Genomic DNA, 20,177 nt, shown 5'->3' on the forward strand with positions numbered 1-20,177 from the left:
AGGGCTGGAGGGCTTGAGGGGCATGGGGTGTAGCGAGGGGTGAACATGTTATCCACAGAAGCACTAACAGGGATTGTGGGTAACGTTGATGTGCACATAATCAGGGTTCGACACTGAACCCCTGTGGAGCGGGTTCATGGCCTCAAGGCCGATACATCAAATAAGCCTCACCCGTAACCCGAATCATCGGATGCGGCGTGATTTGGCAGGTATCGACAATCCGGAAGCCATGGCGCTCATAAAACCGCCGGGCGCCGGTGTTCACCGCGTAGTCGATCAGGCTCAAGCCGTTGAGCCCCAACCGGTTGGCACGGTCGTAGGCATAGGCGAGGAATTGTTTGCCCAACCCCTGATTGCGCCAGCCCTCATGCAGGGCCAGGCTCGAAATATAAAGGGTGTCGGGGATTTCCATCGTGGCATACGGCGCCAGGACCGGATCGGTCACGGGAGCGGCCTGAGGATCGTGGCGCATCGCGTAGCTGTGCAGCATGCCGATGACCTTTCCCTCGGCCTGCGCGATCAGGCAGTTCTGATAGGAGAAATCGACGTCTTCACGCGCGTAACGACTGGCACCGACCTCCAGCAGGTCCTGGCCGGGCTGCGCCAGTTGGCTCCAGATGTAATCCGCCGCACCTTCTGATGAAATCTGAAACAAGCGAGCAATCTCACGCGCATCCGCGCGCAGGGCCGAACGAAACTCAACTGCCATTTACCGGGCTCCACAGGACCGTTAGCGAACCACGCCTTCTTCAATCAGCAACTTGAGAATGGCTTCTGCGCCCGCCTGCGCGGTGACGCCCTTGAGCACTTGCCCGCCGCCGCCACTGGCCTTGGCCGTCGCGGCCTTCATGCGGTCTGCACCGCTCTTGGCCTTGATCACCTTCAAGCGTTTGGGCCGTGGCTTGGCCGGTTGCAGCGTGGCCACCGCCAGCAGTTCATCGTCGATCACTTCCACTTCATCCGCCTGCAACACCCCGCGCCGCGCCGGACCGTAGGCGCTCTGCCGAGGCTTGGGCGCCGCGTTATCCACAGTCGCCAGAAACGGCAGGCGTACTTTCAAACGCCGACGCTGCCCGCGAGGCAAGGCCTGCAGCACCAACGCCGAACCACCGTCGATAGATTCGACTTGCGCCAAACCCACCACCAGCGGCCAGCCAAGGCTTTCGGCCAGCAGGAACGGCAACATGCCCGAGCCTTCACCAGTTTCCGCCTGGCTGCCGGTCAGCACCACTTGCGCCCCGGCATCGCGCAAATACGCGGTCAACGCCGGCAGCGCGTCAGCACCTTCCGGTTGTTCCAGCACATGCAACTGTTCCAGGCCCATGCCCAGATAAGCACGCAGTGCCGGTTCCGCAACGTCGCCGGCATGCAGCACTTGCAGGTTATCCCCAGCCAGTTGCAAACCCAGTTCAACCGCCCGCGCATCCTGCTCGGCGCGGCGTGGCCGGCCGGAGGTCGGGTGGGCGCCGATGGACACCAGGCTGATGATTTTCGTGCTCATAACCCTTTCCTTTCCTTAAGCCGCATCGCGCTTGGCTTCATTGCGGTAAGCCTCTACCGCATCGATCAAGGCTTGAAGAATCTCGGCGCTCTCGCCGATCACCGACAGGTCGGCCCGTTTGATCATGTCGCAACCCGGATCGAGGTTGATCGCCACCACCTTGTCGCAGGCACCGATGCCTTGCAGGTGCTGGATCGCCCCGGAAATGCCCACCGCCACATAAACCCGTGCCGTGACCCAAGTGCCGGACGCACCGACCTGACGGTCGCGGGCCATGAAACCATCGTCCACCGCCACCCGGGAGGCGCCTTCGGTCGCGCCCAGCGCTTCGGCGGTCCTGTGGAAAAGTCCCCAGTCCTTGACCCCGTTGCCGCCGGAGAAGATGAACTCGGCTTCGGCCATCGGAATCGCCGCCGGGTCCACAGCCACCGCGCCCAGATCTTCGATCCGCGACAGGCTGCGTGCGACCGCTGTGGATAACTCCACTGGCAAGGCCTCGTGACGGGTTTCGCTGACCGGTTCGGCGCATTCGGCGGCGGCCAGAATCAAGCGGGCGACCGGACGTGCAAGATCCTGCAAACCAGCACCGGCGCGGCCGATGCACTCCTGATCCTTGACCTGCCAGACCCGCGTGGCCGGGCGTTCGCCCAGTGCGGCGGCAAAGCGCCGGCCGAGTTCACCACCACCGCTGCGGCTGTCCGGTAGCAACCAGTGACGCGGGCTGAACTGGTTATCCACAGCCCGCAGGCCCTGGACTCGTTGTTCCGGTGCATAACCGCTGAATTCTTCGCCCTCAAGCACCAGCAAGCGATCCACGCCAGCCGTGGCGAAGGCGTTTTCCTTGTGCTCACCGAAGACCACGGCCAATACCGCGCCGTCCTTGCCGGCCAACTGATGGGCCAGGCCGAGCAAGTCGCGGTCGTGGCTGCTCAAACGACCGCCGACCATGTCCGGCACCACGCTGATGTAGAACGCAGGTGCAGCCACTTGATGCAGCGGTAATTGCACTTCAACCGCGGCTGAACGTTTGGTCGCCCCGCCTTGCTGAGCGCCGCTGCGGTCGATCCGTTTGATGCCGTTGGGGCCGATAAAACCGATCCCGTGAGGATTCTTGCGGATGACGCCGTTCGGTCCCATCCAGCTGTGTTGCGCCGGTTGCATCGCCGCGTGCAGCGGGTGCAGACGGTTGCGGGCGATCCATTCGGCACGTGGGTCGCGGCGGATAATGTCGCTCATCAATGCACCTCCGCTGGTTCACGTTTGGCCGGTGCCGATGGCTTTCCCGGCGTTGCGTCTTCGAGCAACGCATCAGCCACCAGTTCGGCGATGTCCTTGATCATTGGACGCGGTTCGACCACGCCTTCGAGCATCGCAGTGCACTGTGGACAACCCACGGCCACCAGTTCGGCACCGGTTTCGCGGATGTCTTCCATGCGCATGTCAGGGATCCGTTGCTTGCCCGGAATGTCGGTGATCGGCGCACCGCCACCGCCGCCGCAGCAGCGCGAACGGAAACCGGAGCGTTGCATTTCCTTGATCTCGATACCCAGCGCACGCAGTACTTCACGCGGCGCCTCGTATTCGCCGTTGTAGCGACCGAGGTAGCACGGGTCGTGATAGGTCACGCTGCTGCCTTTGTGCTGGCCGAGGTTCAGGGCGCCGTCGCCAATGATCTCCGCCATGTAGGTGCTGTGGTGCTGCACGAGGTAGTTGCCGTCGAAGGCGCCGTACTCGTTTTTCAGCACGTGGAAACTGTGCGGGTCGCAGGTGACGATGCGGTTGAAGCTGTACTTGGCCAGGGTTTGGATGTTGCGTTTGGCCAACAGCTGGAAGGTCGCTTCGTCGCCCAGACGCCGAGCCACGTCACCACTGTCACGCTCTTCAAGCCCCAGCACCGCGAAGTCGACCTTGGCCGCTTTCAGCACTTTGACGAAGGCACGCAGGGTGCGCTGGTTGCGCATGTCGAAGGCACCGTCGCCGACCCAGAACAGCACGTCGGTGGATTTCTTCTCGCTGAGCAGGTTCAGGTTCAAATCCGCTGCCCAGTTCATCCGACCGCCCGGTGCAAAGCCGCCAGGGTTGTCGGTGGCAATCAGGTTTTCCAGGACTTCGGCGCCCTTGTTCGGGGTCGCGCCTTTTTCCAGGGTCAGATGGCGACGCATGTCGACAATGGCGTCGACGTGCTCGATCATCATCGGGCATTCCTCGACGCAGGCACGGCAAGTGGTGCAGGACCACAGGGTTTCAGCGTCCACCAGACCGTTGACGATCGGTTGATGCGGGTTGCCACCGTGTTCGCCGATGGCTTTACCCGGATACGGGCTGCCAGCGAACTTGGCATCGGTACCGCCAGCCAGGCCAACGACCATGTCTTGAATCAGTTTTTTCGGGTTCAGCGGCTGGCCGGCGGCGAACGCCGGGCACGCGGCTTCGCATTTACCGCACTGCACGCAGGCGTCGAAGCCGAGCAGTTGGTTCCAGGTGAAATCCTTGGGTTTTTCCACTCCGAGCGGCGCGTTCGGGTCATTCAGGTCCAGCGGCTTCAAACCGGTGGATCGACCACCGCCGAAACGCTCGGCGCGACGGTGCCAGGCCAGGTGCAAGGCACCGGCGAAGGCGTGCTTCATCGGCCCGCCCCAGGTCATGCCGAAGAACAGTTCCGACACGCCCCAGAGCACGCCGACGCCGAGGATTGCAGCGACCACCCAACCACCGAAGTTTTCCGGAAGGATGCCGGCGACCGGCAGGGTCAACAGGAAGAACGATGCCGAGAACGCCATCAGGCTTTTCGGCAGGCGCATCCACGGGCCTTTGGACAAGCGGGCCGGTGGGTTGCGACGGCGCAGGAACATAAAGATCGCGCCGACAAACATCACCGCCGACATCAGCAGCAGTGCATAACCGAGGATGCGGTTATGCAGGCCAAAACCATGCACCAGAATCGCCAGCACAATGGACGCCACTGCACCACCGGCCGTGGCAACGTGGGTGTTGGCAATGTATTTGTCCCGCGCCACAACATGGTGCAAGTCGACCATGTAGCGCTTGGGCATGGCGAACAGGCCACCGATCAGGTCGACTTTCGAAGCCCGGCCTCGGCGCCACATAGCCACCCGCCGCAACGCGCCCAGGACAGCCAGGCCCAGGGCAGCGAACAACAGGATTGGAAGAAGGGTGTTCAACATGTGGAGCTCCCAAAGACCTCGGGGTCTATGATCGTTCCCACGCTCTGCGTGGGAATGCAGCCCGTGACGCTCCGCGTCACATCAAAAGCGGACGCAGAGCGTCCATTGAGGCATTCCCACGCGGAGCGTGGGAACGATCAGTTCATGGCTTAGAAATCCTTGCACAACCGCAACGCGTCATAGATCGCCGCGTGGGTGTTGCGCTGGGCCACGCAGTCGCCGATGCGGAACAGCAAGTAGCCGTCACCTGGTTGGCTCAGCGAAGGTTGCGGCTTGATCGCGAACAAAGCTTCGATGTCCATCTGGCCTTTGTTGCGCGAGCCTTCCTTCATGGCGTAGTAGATTTCTTCGTCCGGACGCACGCCGTTCTCGACGACCACCTGGTCCACCACCCGCTCCTCTTTGGCGCCGGTGTATTCGTTTTCCAGTACCGCCACCAGCTTGTCGCCTTCGCGGTAGACCTTCTCCAGCATCATGTCGCCGGTCATGATCACTTCTTTCGGGTACATGCTGCGGTAGTAAGTCGGGAACGAGGTGCCGCCAATCGCTACGCCCGGCTTGATGTCGTCAGTGACGATCTCGACCTGGCTGCCCTTGTCGGCGAGGAAGTCGGCGGTCGACATCCCGGTGAACTCGCAAATGGTGTCGTAGACCAGCACGTTCTTGCCCGGTGCAACCTTGCCGTCGAGGATGTCCCAGCTGCTGACCACCAGGCCTTCAGCCGCGCCCCAATGCTCGTTCTGCTCCAGGAACGGATGACCGCCGACAGCGAGCACTACCACGTCCGGACGCAGGTCGAGAATGGTCGCTGCATCCGCCGCCACGCCCAGGCGCAGATCGACTTTCAAACGCGCCAGTTCCAGTTGGAACCAACGAGTGATACCGGCGATCTGGTCCCGTTGTGGCGCTTTCGACGCGGTAGTGATCTGCCCGCCGATGAATTCTTTCTTCTCGAACAGGGTCACGTCGTGGCCGCGTTCAGCCGATACGCGAGCCGCTTCCATCCCGGCAGGACCGGCACCGACCACCACGACTTTGCGCTTCGGCCCGGTGGATTTCTCGATGATGTGCGGCACGCCCATGTATTCACGGGATGTCGCGGCGTTCTGGATGCACAACACGTCCAGGCCCTGGTACTGACGGTCGATGCAGTAGTTGGCGCCCACGCACTGTTTGATCTGGTCGACCTGGCCCATCTTGATCTTGGCGATCAGGTGCGGGTCGGCGATGTGGGCGCGGGTCATGCCGACCATGTCGACATAACCGCCTTCCAGAATACGGGTTGCCTGGTTCGGGTCCTTGATGTTCTGCGCGTGCAGCACAGGCGCCTTCACCACTTCCTTGATACCGGCGGCCAGGTGCAGGAACGGCTCCGGTGGATAACTCATGTTCGGGATAACGTTGGCCAGGGTGTTGTGGGTGTCGCAACCCGAGCCCACGACGCCGATGAAGTCGATCATGCCGGTGTCGTCGTAGTACTTGGCGATCTGCTTCATGTCCTCATGGCTCAGGCCATCAGGGTGGAATTCGTCACCACAGATACGGATGCCGACGCAGAAGTCCGGACCGACCTCCTTGCGCACAGCTTTGATCACTTCCAGGCCGAAACGCATGCGGTTCTCGAAGCTGCCGCCCCATTCGTCGGTACGCTTGTTGACCCGCGGGCTCCAGAACTGGTCGATCATGTGCTGGTGCACGGCAGACAGCTCGACGCCGTCCAGGCCACCGGCCTTGGCCCGCGCGGCTGCGCTTGCGTAGTTGCCGATCACCCGCCAGATTTCTTCCGGCTCGATGGTTTTGCAGGTCGCGCGGTGCACCGGCTCACGGATGCCCGACGGCGACAGCAGGGTTGGCCAATGCTCGCCGTCCCAGCGGGAACGACGGCCCATGTGGGTAATCTGGATCATGATCTTGGCGCCATGCTTGTGCATGGCGTCGGCCAGGTTCTGGAAGTGCGGAATGATCCGGTCGTCGGCCAGGTTGACCGACTTCCACCAGCCTTGCGGGCTGTCGATGGCCACGCTGGAGGAACCGCCGCAAATCGCCAGGCCGATCCCGCCCTTGGCTTTCTCTTCGTAATACTTGACGTACCGGTCGGTGGTCATGCCGCCGTCGGTGGCGTAGACCTCGGCGTGCGCGGTGCTGAGCACGCGGTTGCGGATGGTCAGTTTGCCGATCTGGATCGGCTGGAACATTGCTTCGAAAGCCATGGCGGGGTCCTCGACTTACAACGGCTTGACGGTGAACAAACCGTCGTCGTGGCCTTCTTCGGAGCCACCGTAGACTTGTTCGGCGACCGTGCGGATCTTGCTGCCGCGAGCAGCCAGGATCTGGTCCATGGCGCCGGCGAACCAGCCAGTGAACATGTAGTCGACCTTGCGCCCGACCTTGCCGTACACGTAGACAAATGCGGAGTGTTCGAGCTTGACGCTGGCGGTGCCTTTGTCGAGGTCGATGTCCTGGATCTTGAACAGGCCCCAGCCGCGTTGCGACAGACGCTTCATGTAATGCTCGAACACTGCAACGCCTTCCAGGCCGTGGCATTCAGCTTCTTTTTCACACCAGTGCCAGGCGGACTTGTAGCCGGCCTTGTAGAGGATTTCGGCGTAGGCGTCGGCGCCCAGCACTTCCTCGATGCCCATGTGGTTGTTGACGAAGAAATGGCGCGGCACGTACAGCATCGGCAGGGCGTCGGAGGTCCAGACACCGGTTTCACTGTCGACTTCGATTGGCAATTGCGGGGCGATCTTGGCCATGGAAACTTAACTCCAGAAAATTCGTTGTATTGCCCCCGGCACGGACGGCCGGGGAAAAGGATTCAGAGGTGCGGTGGCTTATTCGCCCCAAACGTCTTTGAGGACGTTCACCCAGTTCTCGCCCATGATCTTGCGCACCACCCGCTCGGAATGGCCGCGTTTGAGCAGGGTCTCGGTCAGGTTCGGGAACTCGCCCACGGTGCGGATGCCCAGTGGGTTGATGATCTTGCCGAAGCTGGTCAGACGGCGGGCATAGCCCTTGTCATGGGTCAGGTATTCGAAGAAATCCTGGCCATGGCCCTGGGTGAAATCGGTGCCGATGCCGATGGCGTCTTCGCCGACGATGTTCATGGTGTATTCGATCGCTTCGGCGTAGTCGTCGATGGTCGAATCGATGCCCTTGGCCAGGAACGGCGCGAACATGGTCACACCCACGAAACCGCCGTGATCGGCGATGAACTTCAGCTCTTCGTCGGATTTGTTGCGCGGGTGAACTTTCAGACCCGACGGCAGGCAGTGGGAGTAGCAGACCGGCTTCTTGGATTCGAGGATGACTTCTTCGGATGTTTTCGAGCCGACGTGGGACAGGTCGCACATGACGCCGACACGGTTCATCTCGGCGACGATTTCACGACCGAAACCCGACAGGCCGCCATCGCGCTCGTAGCAACCGGTACCGACCAGGTTCTGGGTGTTGTAGCACATCTGCACGATACCGACGCCCAGCTGCTTGAAGACCTCGACGTAGCCGATCTGGTCTTCAAACGCGTGAGCATTCTGGAAGCCAAAGAGGATGCCGGTCTTGCCCTGCTCCTTGGCCTTGCGGATATCGGCGGTGGTGCGCACCGGAATCACCAGGTCGCTGTTCTCGCGGATCAGCTTCTGGCTGGCGGCAATGTTGTTGACAGTGGCCTGGAAGCCCTCCCACACCGACACGGTGCAGTTGGCCGCAGTCAGACCGCCCTTGCGCATGTCTTCAAACAGCTCGCGGTTCCACTTGGCAATAATCAGCCCGTCGATAACGATGCTGTCGGCGTGCAATTCGGCTGGGCTCATCAGGCTGTCCCCTATTAGCGATTCATGCGCCGAATCGTGTGCCGGCGCTTTGGGGCCAGCATATGCCTGAGGGCCGGGGCAGCCGGGTGCAAAAACGACAGGGGAATTGCCGAAAGCGTCAATCCGCGACAAAGGGTCGTCAACAGGCGTCATTGCCTACCTATCCAACGCCGCCCGCTTGGGCCAGAATTCGCCGCATCACTGGATGTATTACTGAATGCATGACTGGATTAAGGGGCGGCGGCGCAATGAAATCGATCTTCCTGGCTTTGGCACTGATAGCGACTGGCGTACAAGCAGCTGAAGAGGCCGACGACAACCCCTGCGACGCCGTTGAAAACGAAATCCAGACCCTGGAATGCTCGGCCTATAGCAGAACCACCGCCGAACAGCTGCTGAGCGACAACTACCAAAGCCTCACCGAGCGCATGCAAACGCTTTATGGCAACAACAAGGCGCAACTGACCGACATCACCGCCAAAATCAAAACCGCACAGCAGCAATGGCTGAAAACCCGAGATGCCGATTGCGCGGTGGAAGCGTTCCCGGCGACGAGCGGTAGCAAGGCGTTCACCATTGCGCAGAACGATTGCGTGGCGCGGATGAGTGATGAGCGGTCGGAGTTTTTGGAGTCGATTGGGCAGGAGTGATCCTGAATCGTCCGTCGAAAGCTGGTAGCCCTACCAGCTTTTACCTTCAATAAGACCTTTCCCACAGGCTTCACCGAGCAAACTACAACTCCCGTCGGGTAAGGCTTAAGCAGTTTTTTCGAGCAACATCCCGACAAATTTCGTTTGTTGGCCACCTGAAAATATAAGCAAAGATTCGAAAATCTTATAAAAGACTTATATTGGCTCGATCAAAGTGATCAGTATTCAGAGGTCAAAAACGCGATGAACGCACCTACTGACATTCAAATCATCAACGACGCGGAGGGAAAACCGGCGTTCGTGGTCATTCCGTACGCGCAGTATGTGGCGCAGAAGATCGAGCCCGATCGGATTCCCCACGAAGTGGTCAATCGCATCGTCGATGGCGCGACGCCCATTCGCGCCTGGCGCGAACACCTGAACCTTACGCAAGATGAAGTTGCCAAACGCATGGGCATCTCCCAACCGGCCTTTGCCCAGCAAGAAACGGTCGCCAAGCCCCGCAAGGCAACTCGAGAGAAAATTGCCGCGGCATTTGGCATCACCGCCAACCAACTAGAGTTGTAAGCTGAACGCCAGCATCAGGAAAAGGGACTGAAATGAAAATCTGCGGCATCGAAATCAAAGGCAGCGAAGCGATCATCGCCGTGGCCTCCCTCGACGGTCAGGCGCTCAGTCACGTCGCCCTCGCCACCAAGAAAATCGCCCTCGACGAGGACGACGAAGCCGCCAATGTCAAAGTCTTCGCCGCTCAGGTGGCGTCGTTTGTTCGCGAGAATTCAATCGACCGGATCGTGATCAAGAAGCGCAGCAAGAAAGGCGAGTTCGCCGGCGGGCCGACGACGTTCAAGATCGAGGGGATTTTCCAGCTGCTGGAAAATTGCGAGGTGACGCTGCTGTCGCCGCAGACCATCAATGCGCAAAACAAGAAGTTCGATTTTGCACTGCCGGAGACGCTGAACAAGTATCAGCATGAGGCTTACAAAGCGGCGTGCTCGGCGCTGATGAAGAAGTAAAAACGACACATCTCCTGTAGGAGTGAGGCTTGCCCGCGAAGGCGTCGTGTCAGACAACAATGATTTCGAATGTGCCGGCCTCTTCGCGGGCAAGCCTCGCTCCTACAGGGACTCGGTTTCAAGCCTTCTGGCTTTGCCGGCGGTCTTCCCGCGGGCACCGTTCAAACCGCGCCCGATAGCTGCGAGTGAAATACGACGGCGATTCGAACCCGCACGCAATACTCACCTCCAGCACGCTCATGTTCGTCTGACGCAGCAACTGCCGCGCCTTCTCCAGCCTTAACCGCAGATAGAAATTGCTCGGAGTGTCGTTCAGATGCAGGCGAAACAGGCGTTCCAGCTGACGCCGGGTCACTTTGATCGATTCCGCCAACTCCAGCGTACTCAGCGGCGGTTCGCTGTGCTGCTCCATCTCCCCGATCACCTGCACCAGTTTCTTGTTGCTGATGCCATACCGCGTGGCGACTTCCATGCGCTGGTGGTCTTTGCGCGGGCGGATGCGCCCGAGTACGAACTGTTCGCTGACCTGAATCGCCAGTTCCGGGCCGTGGGCTTGGCCGATGAGGTCGAGCATCAAATCGATAGAGGCCGTGCCGCCGGCGGAGGTGATGCGGCGGCGGTCGATCTCGAACAGCTCCTGAGTGACGCTCAGCTGTGGATAAGACTCCTTGAAGGCGTCGATAGCTTCCCAATGCAGGGTCAGGCGATGGCCGTCGAGCAGGCCGGCTTCGGCGAGGACAAAGCTGCCGGTGTCGATGGCGCCAAGGGTCACGCCTTCGTTGTCCAAGCGGCGCAGCCAGTGCTCCAGCGCCGGGTTGGTGAATTTCAGCGGCTCGAAACCGGCGACCACCAACAAGGTCGCGCCTTTCTTCAGGGGTTCCAGCGCCGCATCGGCGTTGACCGACATGCCGTTACTGGCCAACACCGCCCCACCATCGGCGCTCAACACATGCCAGCGGTACAGCTCGCCGCGAAAGCGATTGGCGACCCGCAACGGCTCGATGGCCGAGATGAAACCGATCGCCGAAAAACCCGGCATCAACAAGAAGTAGAAATCCTGGGACATGGAGCGCACTCGACTGGCAGGTAACGAGAGGGCGGGAAGCGTGTGGACGTTGATACGCCACTTGCAACCGGCATTCAAGCGCGCAGGTCGCTGCAGTGCAAGAGCTGGTCGCCGCAGTGCGTTTTTACAGGGGCTTTGCTGCGTAACTTGAGATCACCGGCGCATCAGACACCGGAACCCACAACAACGACCTGCCGAGGAACCCGACATGAAACGACTGATCAGCAGCTGTGTTCTTGCACTCAGCGGTACCGCTTTCTTGAGCGCCAGCGTCATGGCGGCCGAACCCGCGTCGTGCCAGAACGTACGCATGGGTGTAGTGAACTGGACCGATGTGATCGCCACCAGCGCCATGACCCAAGTATTGCTCGACGGCCTCGGCTACAACACCAAACAGACCAGCGCCTCCCAGCAAATCATCTTCGCCGGAATTCGCGACCAGCGCCTGGACTTGTTCCTCGGTTACTGGAACCCGCTGATGACGCAAACCATCACGCCGTTTGTCGATGCCAAGCAGGTCCAAGTGCTGGAAGCGCCAAGCCTCAAGGATGCTCGCGCCACCCTCGCCGTGCCGACTTATCTCGCCGACAAAGGCCTGAAAACCTTCGCCGACATCGCCAAATTCGAAAAAGAACTGGGCGGCAAAATCTATGGCATCGAGCCAGGTTCGGGCGCCAACACCCAGATCAAGGCGATGATCGCCAAGAACCAGTTTGGCCTGGGCAAGTTCCAGCTGGTCGAGTCCAGCGAAGCCGGCATGCTTGCGGCGGTGGATCGCGCCGTGCGGCGCAAAGAGGCCGTGGTGTTCTTCGGCTGGGCGCCGCACCCGATGAACGTCAATGTGCAAATGACCTACCTCACCGGCAGCGAAGACGCCCTCGGACCGAACGAAGGCATGGCCACCGTCTGGACGGTCACCGCGCCGAAATACGCCGAGCAATGCCCGAACATTGGTCGTTTGCTGAGCAACCTGACCTACACCGCCGAAGACGAGAGCCGGATGATGCAGCCGCTGCTCGACCACAAAGACGCTTTCGAATCGGCCAAGCAATGGCTCAAGGATCACCCGCAAGACAAGCAACGCTGGCTCGAAGGCGTGACCACCTTCGATGGCAAACCGGCGGCTGAAAACCTGAAACTGACCAGTAAATAAACCTGAAATGAACCACCGATTCGCAGCCCGATGCGGGCTGCGAACGGAATCGTCACGCCCGAAGCCACACCTAAAAATCACGCCTGTAAGGAATTGCCTCATGAACCACGACGTCATCATCACCTGCGCACTCACCGGTGCTGGCGACACGACCGCCAGAAGCCCACACGTGCCGGTCACCCCGAAACAAATCGCCGCGGCCGCCGTGGAAGCCGCCAAGGCTGGCGCCACCGTGGTCCACTGCCACGTTCGCGACCCGCAAACCGGCAAGTTCAGCCGTGACGTGGCGCTGTATCGCGAAGTGATGGAGCGCATCCGCGAGGCTGACGTCGACATCATCGTCAACCTCACGGCCGGCATGGGCGGCGACCTGGAAATCGGCGCGGGCGAGAATCCGATGGAGTTTGGCCCGAACACCGACCTGGTCGGCCCGCTGACCCGTCTGGCCCACGTCGAAGAACTGCTGCCGGAGATCTGCACCCTGGATTGCGGCACCCTGAACTTCGGCGACGGCGACACCATTTACGTGTCCACCCCGGCCCAGCTACGTGCTGGCGCCAAACGCATTCAAGAGCTGGGCGTTAAGCCTGAGCTGGAAATCTTCGACACCGGCCACCTGTGGTTCGCCAAGCAGATGATCAAGGAAGGCTTGCTGGACAACCCGCTGTTCCAGTTATGCCTGGGCATCCCGTGGGGCGCGCCGGCTGATACCACCACCATGAAAGCCATGGTCGACAACCTGCCGGCCGATGCGGTCTGGGCCGGGTTCGGCATCGGTCGCATGCAAATGCCAATGGCGGCGCAAGCGGTGCTGCTCGGCGGCAACGTGCGGGTCGGTTTGGAAGACAACCTATGGCTGGACAAGGGTGTTTTGGCGACCAACGGCCAACTGGTCGAGCGCGCCTCGGAAATCCTCAGCCGCCTCGGCGCCCGGGTTCTGACTCCGGCTGAAGGCCGGGCAAAAATGGGCCTGACCAAGCGCGGTTAACCAAACGTACACCTAACCCTGTGGGAACGGGCTTGCCCTCTCCCACAGGGATCATCGAATTCTTCAGGACGTCGCCATGAGCTTTATCACTGAAATCAAAACCTTCGCCGCTCTGGGCAGCGGTGTCATCGGCAGCGGCTGGGTGTCCCGCGCCCTCGCCCACGGCCTCGACGTGGTGGCCTGGGACCCGGCGCCCGGTGCCGAAGCGGCCTTGCGCAAACGCGTCGCCAATGCCTGGGGCGCGCTGGAGAAACAAGGCTTGGCACCCGGCGCGTCGCAGGATCGGCTGCGCTTTGTCGCCACCATCGAAGAATGCGTTCGTGACGCGGATTTCATTCAGGAAAGTGCTCCAGAACGACTGGAACTGAAACTGGAATTGCACAGCAAAATCAGCGCGGCGGCCAAGCCCAATGCCTTGATCGGCTCCAGTACCTCGGGGCTGTTGCCGAGCGAGTTCTACGAGAGTTCGACCCACCCGGAACGTTGCGTGGTCGGGCATCCGTTCAACCCGGTGTACCTGCTGCCATTGGTGGAAGTGGTCGGCGGCAAAAACACTGCGCCAGAAGCGGTGCAAGCGGCAATGAAAGTCTATGAATCCTTAGGCATGCGCCCGCTGCATGTGCGCAAGGAAGTACCCGGTTTTATCGCCGACCGGCTGCTCGAAGCGCTGTGGCGTGAGGCGCTGCATCTGGTCAACGATGGCGTGGCGACCACTGGCGAAATCGACGACGCGATTCGATTTGGCGCGGGCCTGCGCTGGTCGTTCATGGGCACCTTCCTGACTTACACCCTGGCGGGCGGCGACGCAGGCATGCGGCACTTCATGGCGCAATTCGGGCCGGCGTTGCAGCTGCCCTGGACGTATCTGCCGGCACCGGAGCTGACCGACAAATTGATCGATGACGTGGTGGATGGCACCAGCGAGCAGTTGGGCAAGCACAGCATCTCGGCGCTGGAGCGCTATCGTGATGATTGCTTGCTGGCAGTGCTGGAGGCGGTGAAGACCACCAAAGAGAAGCATGGGATGGCGTTTAGCGAGTAACCCTTCCCACTGATCGTTCCCACGCTCTGTGTGGGAACGATCATCCACCTGCTTGGAGCACCAATCATGCCCACCCTCACCACCTACCAAACCAAAATCATCCCCGACTGGGTCGACTACAACGGCCACCTGCGCGATGCCTTCTATCTGCTGATTTTCAGCTACGCCACCGACGCCCTGATGGATCGGCTGGGCATGGACAGCAACAACCGCGAAGCCAGCGGTAACTCGCTGTTCACCCTCGAGCTGCACCTCAACTACCTGCACGAAGTGAAGCTCGATGCCGACGTCGAAGTGCACACCCAGATCATCGGCCATGACCGCAAGCGCCTGCACCTCTACCACAGCCTGCATCTGGTGGGCGGTGACAAAGAGCTGGCGGGCAATGAACAAATGCTGCTGCACGTCGACCTCACCGGACCGCGATCCGCTCCGTTCAGCGAAGAAACCTTGAGCAAGCTGCAAGCCATTGTCGCCGAGCAAGCCGACCTGCCCGCCCCCGCCTTCATCGGCCGGGTAATCGCCTTACCGCCCGAAAAATAACAAGGAGCTCGCCATGAACACTGCCGCCGCTTTTGCCGATTTCCGCACCTACCCGTTGATCAGCGCGTTGACCGCTGCGCACACCCTGGCGGACCGAATTCAAGTGCAGTGGGCGGACGGTCGGGTCAGCCCTTTTCATCATCAATGGCTACGGGACAACTGCCCGTGCCCGCAGTGCGTCTACACGGTGACCCGCGAGCAAGTGCTGGAAATCGTCGATGTCGCGGAGAATCTGATCCCCGACAGTGCGCGAATCGATGCCGATGGTTGCCTGTGTGTCGATTGGCAGGACGGCCACCGCAGCCGCTTCGACCCGGGATGGCTGCGAGCCCACGCCTATGACGACGAGTCCCGCGCCGAACGCCGGGCCACCAAACCGAAAAGCAAGCTGTGGGGCACCCAGCTGAAGTTGCCGGTGTTCGACTATCAGGCGTTGATGGACGACAACGATGCCTTGCTGCAATGGCTGCTGGCCGTGCGCGACATCGGCCTGACCCAGGTTCGCGGCGTACCGACGGAGCCGGGCTCGCTGAAGCTGATCGCCCAGCGGATCTCCTTCATCCGCGAGAGCAATTTCGGTGTGCTGTTCAACGTGCAATCCAAGGCCGACGCCGACAGCAATGCCTACACCGCCTTCAACCTGCCGCTGCACAGCGACCTGCCGACCCGAGAGTTGCAACCGGGGCTGCAATTTCTGCATTGCCTGGTCAATGACGCCGACGGTGGCGAGAGTATTTTCGTCGACGGTTTTGCCATCGCTGAAGCCTTGCGTCGGGAAGATCCCGAGGCGTTTCAGGCCTTGTGTGAAATCCCCGTGGAGTTCCGCAACAAGGACCGCCACAGCGACTACCGCTGTCTGGCGCCAATCATCGCCCTGGATGCGTTCGGGCAGGTGTCGGAAATCCGCATGGCGAACTTTTTGCGGGGGCCGTTCGATGCTTCAGTCGAGCAAATGCCCAGGCTGTATCGCGCTTACCGTCGATTCATTGCGATGACCCGCGAGGGGCGGTTCAGGCTGATGCAAAGGCTCAATCCCGGCGAGCTGTGGTGCTTTGATAACCGTCGCACCCTGCACGCCCGCAACGCTTTCGATCCCGCTACGGGTGCCCGGCATTTCCAGGGTTGTTATGTTGATCGGGATGAGTTGTTGTCGCGGATTTTGGTGTTGCAACGCTAGACCGCGATGGCGTCCGCACAGGCAACACAAAATCCACTGATTCACAGCCAAAAAAAACCCCGATCAAGCCGTGACAGGATCGGGGCAGAGGTGGGTACTGTTGAGGAGCCGTTGCGCGAGGGTGACCAAACCTTCGTGAAGCCAGCTGAGTCCAGTGTGCCCACTCCCATCATTCGTAAGTTAGCCGAAAACGACCTGTTCATAGGTATTGCGGCCATTGCGACAAATCGTCCTTGCCGCCATCCACAGCCCCTACCAGAATCGAGCCACGACACCGTTCCCTGAAGAAGGATTGCGTCATGATGCACGCCGATTTGATTGACCAGGAAGACCTGTTGGGCCAGCTGAAATCGTTGGGTTTTCAAGTACCGAATGGCTCTACAGCCGAGCAGGCTTGCGAGTGTGCAGTACGAGGCTTGAACGATGAGCGGGCGATGACGCTGCGGACCATGGTCAAGCAGATGTACACCAGCAGCGCGACCATCCTGCCGGCCGTGCGCCAGGCGATCGACAAGCAATTGCTGCCCGCGCTGGCGGAGTATCAGCAAAGCCGTAGCGCCTGAGTACCGCCTCGCCATGATCGTTCCCACGCTCTGCGTGGGAATGCAGCCCGGGACGCTCCGCGTCCCTGCCGAAGCGGACGCAGAGCGTCCATTGAGGCATTCCCACGCAGAGCGTGGGAACGATCAGAGCATTAGAGCCTTACGCTGGCAAAAGTCGACTCATTGCGCGCCTGACTCAACGCCGACAGCGGTCCGGACAACGGCGACAGCACCAGCGCTTGCGGCAGCGGCATCATTGCCACTTGCTGTGTGGTGTTGGAACCCACGCGCTCGTCGCGTGGCGGAATGCCGAAGTATTCGCGGTAGCACTTGGAGAAGTGCGGCGTAGACACGAAACCACATACCGACGCCACTTCGATGATCGACATCGGCGTTTGCTTGAGCAGCTGCCGAGCGCGGATCAGGCGCAGTTTCAGGTAGTAACGCGACGGCGAGCAGTGCAGGTATTTCTGGAACAACCGCTCCAGCTGACGACGCGAAACAGCGACGTACACCGCCAGTTCGTCGAGGTCGATCGGCTCTTCGAGGTTGGCTTCCATCAGCGCCACGATTTCCTGCAACTTCGGCTGGTTGGTGCCGAGCATGTGCTTGAGCGGCACGCGCTGGTGATCCTGTTCGTTGCGAATGCGCTCGTAGACGAACATTTCCGAGATCGCGGCCGACAGCTCACGGCCATGATCGCGGCTGATCAGGTGCAGCATCATGTCCAGCGGCGCGGTGCCGCCGGAGCTGGTGAAACGGTTGCGGTCGAGGGTGAACAGCCGGGTGCTCATGGCTACCCGCGGGAAAGCTTCCTGCATCGCCGCCAGGCATTCCCAGTGCACGCTGCAATCGAAACCGTCCAGCAGACCGGCGCACGCCAGGGCCCAGCTGCCGGTGCAGACCGCGCCGAGACGACGGGATTGACGCGCCTGGCTTTGCAGCCACGACACGTGCTCGCGGGTTACGGTGCGCTGAATGCCGATACCGCCGCAGACGATGATGGTGTCCAGGGGAGGCGCTTTGTGCATGGAGGCGTCGGGGGTGATCTGCAGACCGTCACTGGCCCAGACCTGACCCCCATCGACGGTGAGTGTGCTCCAGCGATACAGCTCGCGGCCGGACAATTGGTTGGCCATGCGCAGAGGTTCTACTGCGGAGGCCAGAGAAATAAGCGTGAAATTGTCCAGCAGCAAAAAGCCGATGGATTGAGGCGCACGGTTCTGGGGTTGGGCCCCGGAGTTGAACGTCGTCATCGCGGTATCTCCTCACACAAAGCGGGTGATGGCCTCAGGCGGAGGCTCTTTTTATTGCCATCGTTCTCGCGCGGGAGACGGGCTTTGTAATGACAGAGCAATTGCCATGCCTAAATTGAATACGCGTTCAATAACTCCTGAAAACGACGTCGCGATGCGTCTAGATATGGCGCGCAGAGATAAGAGGTCATAAGTGCCATTAGAGGCCGCAAACCCGCTACCCCGTTGCGTGTGAGCAAATCGGTAGCACTTGTGGGAACAGGGCTGCGACGCTCCAGGGGAGAGTGTCACCGCAAGCACAGGTGACGGACGGTCAGGCTCGAATTGGATCCCTGACTGGGGAAGACAGGCTTGTCTGTTTACGACGCGCTAAAAGGTGGCGCGTTTTGAATCGGATGCTCACTTGGTGCGCAGTTTTGACTGGTCTGGCCCTATCGCGGGCAAGCCCGCGATGGGGGTCAACCCGGTCTCAACACTCAACTGCACTGACAGCCAATCCACCACGCGATGTCTCTTTATATTTGTCATGCATGTCAGCGCCGGTATCACGCATGGTGCGGATCACCCGGTCCAGCGAGATAAAGTGCTGACCGTCGCCCCGCAGAGCCATCTGCGCCGCGTTAATCGCTTTCACCGCGGCAATCGCATTGCGCTCGATGCACGGCACTTGCACCAGTCCGCCCACGGGATCGCAGGTCAGGCCGAGGTTGTGTTCCAGGCCGATTTCCGCCGCGTTACACAGCTGCTCCGGCGTGGCCCCGAGAATCTCCGCCAACCCGGCCGCCGCCATGGCGCAGGCCGAACCGACTTCACCCTGGCAACCGACTTCAGCACCGGAGATCGAGGCGTTCTTCTTGCACAGAATCCCCACCGCCGCGGCACTGAGGAAGTAATCAACCACATTGGCGTCGGTCACCGCCTCGCTGAACTTCATGAAGTAGTGCAGTACCGCCGGAATGATCCCCGCCGCGCCGTTGGTCGGTGCCGTAACCATGCGTCCGCCGGCAGCGTTTTCCTCGTTGACCGCCAAGGCGAACAGGTTCACCCACTCCATGGCGCTCAGGGTCGAGCCAATCACGTTGGGCTTGTTCAGTTCTTGCAGGCTGCGGTGCAGTTTGGCAGCTCGACGACGCACATTCAGGCCGCCAGGCAGGATGCCTTCGTGCTTGAGGCCTTGCTCCACGCAATCTTGCATCGCGCGCCAGAGCTTCATCAGGCCGGCGCGAATATCCTCTTCGCTGCGCCAGACTTTTTCGTTGGCCATCATCAGCTCTGCAACGCGCAGGTTGTGCTGCTTGCACAGACTGAGTAACTCGACGGCACTGGAGAAGTCGTAAGGCAGCACGGTGCGATCCAGATCCACCACGCCGCTGGAAGCCTGTGCTTCATCGACGACAAAACCGCCACCGATGGAATAGTAGGTGTCGCGATGCAGTTCACCGTGATCGCCTTCGGCAACCAGGGTCATGGCGTTGGGATGGAATGGCAGGTTCTCGTCGATCAGGCGCATGTCCCGGGCCCAGATGAACGGAACCGACAAGCGACCGTCGAGCAATAGCGTGTTGGTTTCACGCAGGGCTTCGATGCGGATGCCGATTTGCGACGGATCGATCGCGTCCGGCCACTCGCCCATCAGCCCCATGATCACCGCGTTGTCGCTGCCGTGACCGATGCCGGTGGCCGAAAGCGAGCCATAAAGCTGAACTTCGACGCGCCGCACCTGCTCCAAAAGTCCCTGTTCACGCAAACCTTGCACGAACAGCGCCGCGGCGCGCATAGGCCCCACGGTGTGCGAACTGGAAGGGCCGATGCCGATTTTGAACAGGTCGAAAACGCTGATAGCCATTACTGCTGAACTCCTGGATGTGCCTGCTCCAGGCGCAAAAGCGCCCAGTGACGGAGCTGCTACGCTCAAGCTGCAATCCGCCGAGATGGCCGCATCATCAGGCTTTTGTCATGTCGTTCAACGTCTCACACCGACGCACTCATGTCCGCTAGCGCCGCAGGCCGCTTACGCTGTGTTTTCGCCGTTTTTTTGCGGATCAGAGGGGCAAAACGGGCTGAAAAAAGCTGTAAACGACGTCACCGACACTGGATGCGACCATCCCTGTACTGGTTACGACGCACCCTGTAGGCGTCAGATTTTCACTGGTACATGATCGTATCGACTCGATTGCAAGGCGCCGTGGTAGAGCTGTCTCCAAAACGCCATCCAACCGCAACAGATAAGTGCGGTGGTCCAGTCG

19 protein-coding genes are annotated in these 20,177 nt (G+C 60.6%); 9 read left to right on the top strand and 10 right to left on the bottom strand.

The features are described 5' to 3' along the window. Positions 1-142: 142 nt before the first annotated feature. From PSH97_RS25850 to PSH97_RS25880, 7 genes are all read right to left on the bottom strand, one after another. Positions 143-709 (bottom strand): GNAT family N-acetyltransferase, encoded by a 567-nt coding sequence (locus PSH97_RS25850; protein WP_030128551.1) that lies wholly within the window; start codon positions 707-709, stop codon positions 143-145. A gap of 21 nt (positions 710-730) precedes the next feature. Continuing rightward, positions 731-1,501 (bottom strand): electron transfer flavoprotein subunit beta, encoded by a 771-nt coding sequence (etfB, locus tag PSH97_RS25855; RefSeq protein WP_030128552.1) that lies wholly within the window; start codon positions 1,499-1,501, stop codon positions 731-733. Between the two features lie 15 nt (positions 1,502-1,516). Then, the gene (gene etfA / locus PSH97_RS25860) at positions 1,517-2,737 is read right to left on the bottom strand and encodes an electron transfer flavoprotein subunit alpha (RefSeq protein WP_305447194.1); all 1,221 of its coding nucleotides are present in this window, start codon (positions 2,735-2,737) and stop codon (positions 1,517-1,519) included. After that, positions 2,737-4,686, bottom strand: coding sequence for a dimethylglycine demethylation protein DgcB (gene dgcB, locus PSH97_RS25865; protein WP_305447195.1), 1,950 nt, complete (start codon positions 4,684-4,686; stop codon positions 2,737-2,739). Before dgcB ends, etfA begins: the two co-directional genes overlap by 1 nt. Positions 4,687-4,835: 149 nt before the next feature. After that, the gene (gene dgcA, locus PSH97_RS25870) at positions 4,836-6,896 is read right to left on the bottom strand and encodes a dimethylglycine demethylation protein DgcA (protein ID WP_305447196.1); all 2,061 of its coding nucleotides are present in this window, start codon (positions 6,894-6,896) and stop codon (positions 4,836-4,838) included. Between the two features lie 15 nt (positions 6,897-6,911). After that, complete coding sequence (locus PSH97_RS25875) at positions 6,912-7,442, bottom strand: DUF5943 domain-containing protein (protein ID WP_007926354.1); 531 nt, start codon at positions 7,440-7,442, stop codon at positions 6,912-6,914. A 78-nt stretch (positions 7,443-7,520) separates the two neighbouring features. Continuing rightward, entirely contained in the window at positions 7,521-8,498 is a 978-nt protein-coding gene (locus PSH97_RS25880; protein ID WP_007907542.1) for a dipeptidase, read from the bottom strand. 248 nt (positions 8,499-8,746) lie between these two features. Between PSH97_RS25880 and PSH97_RS25885 the strand changes: the two genes are divergently transcribed. The 3 genes from PSH97_RS25885 to PSH97_RS25895 all read left to right on the top strand — a co-directional run bounded on the left by PSH97_RS25885 (position 8,747) and on the right by PSH97_RS25895 (position 10,164). After that, a complete protein-coding gene (locus tag PSH97_RS25885; protein WP_305424790.1) occupies positions 8,747-9,148 on the top strand; it encodes a lysozyme inhibitor LprI family protein in 402 nt (133 codons plus the stop codon). A 243-nt stretch (positions 9,149-9,391) separates the two neighbouring features. Continuing rightward, complete coding sequence (locus tag PSH97_RS25890; protein ID WP_305447197.1) at positions 9,392-9,715, top strand: helix-turn-helix domain-containing protein; 324 nt, start codon at positions 9,392-9,394, stop codon at positions 9,713-9,715. A gap of 32 nt (positions 9,716-9,747) precedes the next feature. After that, a complete protein-coding gene (locus PSH97_RS25895) occupies positions 9,748-10,164 on the top strand; it encodes a DUF3010 family protein (protein ID WP_305447198.1) in 417 nt (138 codons plus the stop codon). 118 nt (positions 10,165-10,282) lie between these two features. On the opposite strand, the gene PSH97_RS25900 is transcribed toward PSH97_RS25895, so the two are convergent. Further along, positions 10,283-11,230 (bottom strand): GlxA family transcriptional regulator, encoded by a 948-nt coding sequence (locus tag PSH97_RS25900; RefSeq protein WP_305447199.1) that lies wholly within the window; start codon positions 11,228-11,230, stop codon positions 10,283-10,285. A gap of 208 nt (positions 11,231-11,438) precedes the next feature. On the opposite strand from PSH97_RS25900, the gene PSH97_RS25905 reads away from it, so the two are divergent. The 6 genes from PSH97_RS25905 (at position 11,439) to PSH97_RS25930 (ending at position 16,696) form a co-directional block, all read left to right on the top strand. Further along, positions 11,439-12,383, top strand: coding sequence for a choline ABC transporter substrate-binding protein (locus PSH97_RS25905; protein ID WP_305447200.1), 945 nt, complete (start codon positions 11,439-11,441; stop codon positions 12,381-12,383). 100 nt (positions 12,384-12,483) lie between these two features. Next, positions 12,484-13,371, top strand: a complete 888-nt coding sequence (locus PSH97_RS25910) for a BKACE family enzyme (protein ID WP_007907535.1) — start codon at positions 12,484-12,486, stop codon at positions 13,369-13,371. A gap of 76 nt (positions 13,372-13,447) precedes the next feature. Beyond that, positions 13,448-14,413: an L-carnitine dehydrogenase gene (locus tag PSH97_RS25915; RefSeq protein WP_305447201.1), complete on the top strand. Its 966-nt coding sequence runs from the start codon at positions 13,448-13,450 to the stop codon at positions 14,411-14,413. Between the two features lie 66 nt (positions 14,414-14,479). Beyond that, the gene (locus tag PSH97_RS25920) at positions 14,480-14,956 is read left to right on the top strand and encodes a thioesterase family protein (RefSeq protein WP_305447202.1); all 477 of its coding nucleotides are present in this window, start codon (positions 14,480-14,482) and stop codon (positions 14,954-14,956) included. A gap of 13 nt (positions 14,957-14,969) precedes the next feature. Continuing rightward, positions 14,970-16,133 carry a gamma-butyrobetaine dioxygenase gene (locus PSH97_RS25925; RefSeq protein ID WP_305447203.1) on the top strand — a complete coding sequence of 388 codons (1,164 nt, stop codon included), beginning with the start codon at positions 14,970-14,972 and terminating at the stop codon, positions 16,131-16,133. Positions 16,134-16,432: 299 nt separating this feature from the next. Beyond that, the gene (locus tag PSH97_RS25930; protein WP_017341203.1) at positions 16,433-16,696 is read left to right on the top strand and encodes a hypothetical protein; all 264 of its coding nucleotides are present in this window, start codon (positions 16,433-16,435) and stop codon (positions 16,694-16,696) included. A 131-nt stretch (positions 16,697-16,827) separates the two neighbouring features. Here PSH97_RS25930 and gbdR read toward each other — a convergent pair whose 3' ends face one another. Then, positions 16,828-17,931, bottom strand: a complete 1,104-nt coding sequence (gbdR, locus tag PSH97_RS25935) for a choline metabolism transcriptional regulator GbdR (protein WP_305447205.1) — start codon at positions 17,929-17,931, stop codon at positions 16,828-16,830. 469 nt (positions 17,932-18,400) lie between these two features. Further along, on the bottom strand, positions 18,401-19,777 hold the full coding sequence (locus PSH97_RS25940) for an L-serine ammonia-lyase (RefSeq protein WP_305447206.1): 1,377 nt from the start codon (positions 19,775-19,777) through the stop codon (positions 18,401-18,403). Between the last annotated feature and the right edge of the window lie 400 nt (positions 19,778-20,177).

The organism is Pseudomonas cucumis (assembly GCF_030687935.1).
Classification (GTDB): domain Bacteria; phylum Pseudomonadota; class Gammaproteobacteria; order Pseudomonadales; family Pseudomonadaceae; genus Aquipseudomonas; species Aquipseudomonas cucumis.

Excerpts from the sequence above, each read along its gene's own strand:
- PSH97_RS25850 (WP_030128551.1), bottom strand. The coding sequence starts at position 709 with ATGGCAGTTGAGTTTCGTTCGGCCCTGCGCGCGGATGCGCGTGAGATT.
- etfB (WP_030128552.1), bottom strand. The coding sequence starts at position 1,501 with ATGAGCACGAAAATCATCAGCCTGGTGTCCATCGGCGCCCACCCGACC.
- etfA (WP_305447194.1), bottom strand. The coding sequence starts at position 2,737 with ATGAGCGACATTATCCGCCGCGACCCACGTGCCGAATGGATCGCCCGC.
- dgcB (WP_305447195.1), bottom strand. The coding sequence starts at position 4,686 with ATGTTGAACACCCTTCTTCCAATCCTGTTGTTCGCTGCCCTGGGCCTG.
- dgcA (WP_305447196.1), bottom strand. The coding sequence starts at position 6,896 with ATGGCTTTCGAAGCAATGTTCCAGCCGATCCAGATCGGCAAACTGACC.
- PSH97_RS25875 (WP_007926354.1), bottom strand. The coding sequence starts at position 7,442 with ATGGCCAAGATCGCCCCGCAATTGCCAATCGAAGTCGACAGTGAAACC.
- PSH97_RS25880 (WP_007907542.1), bottom strand. The coding sequence starts at position 8,498 with ATGAGCCCAGCCGAATTGCACGCCGACAGCATCGTTATCGACGGGCTG.
- PSH97_RS25885 (WP_305424790.1), top strand. The coding sequence starts at position 8,747 with ATGAAATCGATCTTCCTGGCTTTGGCACTGATAGCGACTGGCGTACAA.
- PSH97_RS25890 (WP_305447197.1), top strand. The coding sequence starts at position 9,392 with ATGAACGCACCTACTGACATTCAAATCATCAACGACGCGGAGGGAAAA.
- PSH97_RS25895 (WP_305447198.1), top strand. The coding sequence starts at position 9,748 with ATGAAAATCTGCGGCATCGAAATCAAAGGCAGCGAAGCGATCATCGCC.
- PSH97_RS25900 (WP_305447199.1), bottom strand. The coding sequence starts at position 11,230 with ATGTCCCAGGATTTCTACTTCTTGTTGATGCCGGGTTTTTCGGCGATC.
- PSH97_RS25905 (WP_305447200.1), top strand. The coding sequence starts at position 11,439 with ATGAAACGACTGATCAGCAGCTGTGTTCTTGCACTCAGCGGTACCGCT.
- PSH97_RS25910 (WP_007907535.1), top strand. The coding sequence starts at position 12,484 with ATGAACCACGACGTCATCATCACCTGCGCACTCACCGGTGCTGGCGAC.
- PSH97_RS25915 (WP_305447201.1), top strand. The coding sequence starts at position 13,448 with ATGAGCTTTATCACTGAAATCAAAACCTTCGCCGCTCTGGGCAGCGGT.
- PSH97_RS25920 (WP_305447202.1), top strand. The coding sequence starts at position 14,480 with ATGCCCACCCTCACCACCTACCAAACCAAAATCATCCCCGACTGGGTC.
- PSH97_RS25925 (WP_305447203.1), top strand. The coding sequence starts at position 14,970 with ATGAACACTGCCGCCGCTTTTGCCGATTTCCGCACCTACCCGTTGATC.
- PSH97_RS25930 (WP_017341203.1), top strand. The coding sequence starts at position 16,433 with ATGATGCACGCCGATTTGATTGACCAGGAAGACCTGTTGGGCCAGCTG.
- gbdR (WP_305447205.1), bottom strand. The coding sequence starts at position 17,931 with ATGACGACGTTCAACTCCGGGGCCCAACCCCAGAACCGTGCGCCTCAA.
- PSH97_RS25940 (WP_305447206.1), bottom strand. The coding sequence starts at position 19,777 with ATGGCTATCAGCGTTTTCGACCTGTTCAAAATCGGCATCGGCCCTTCC.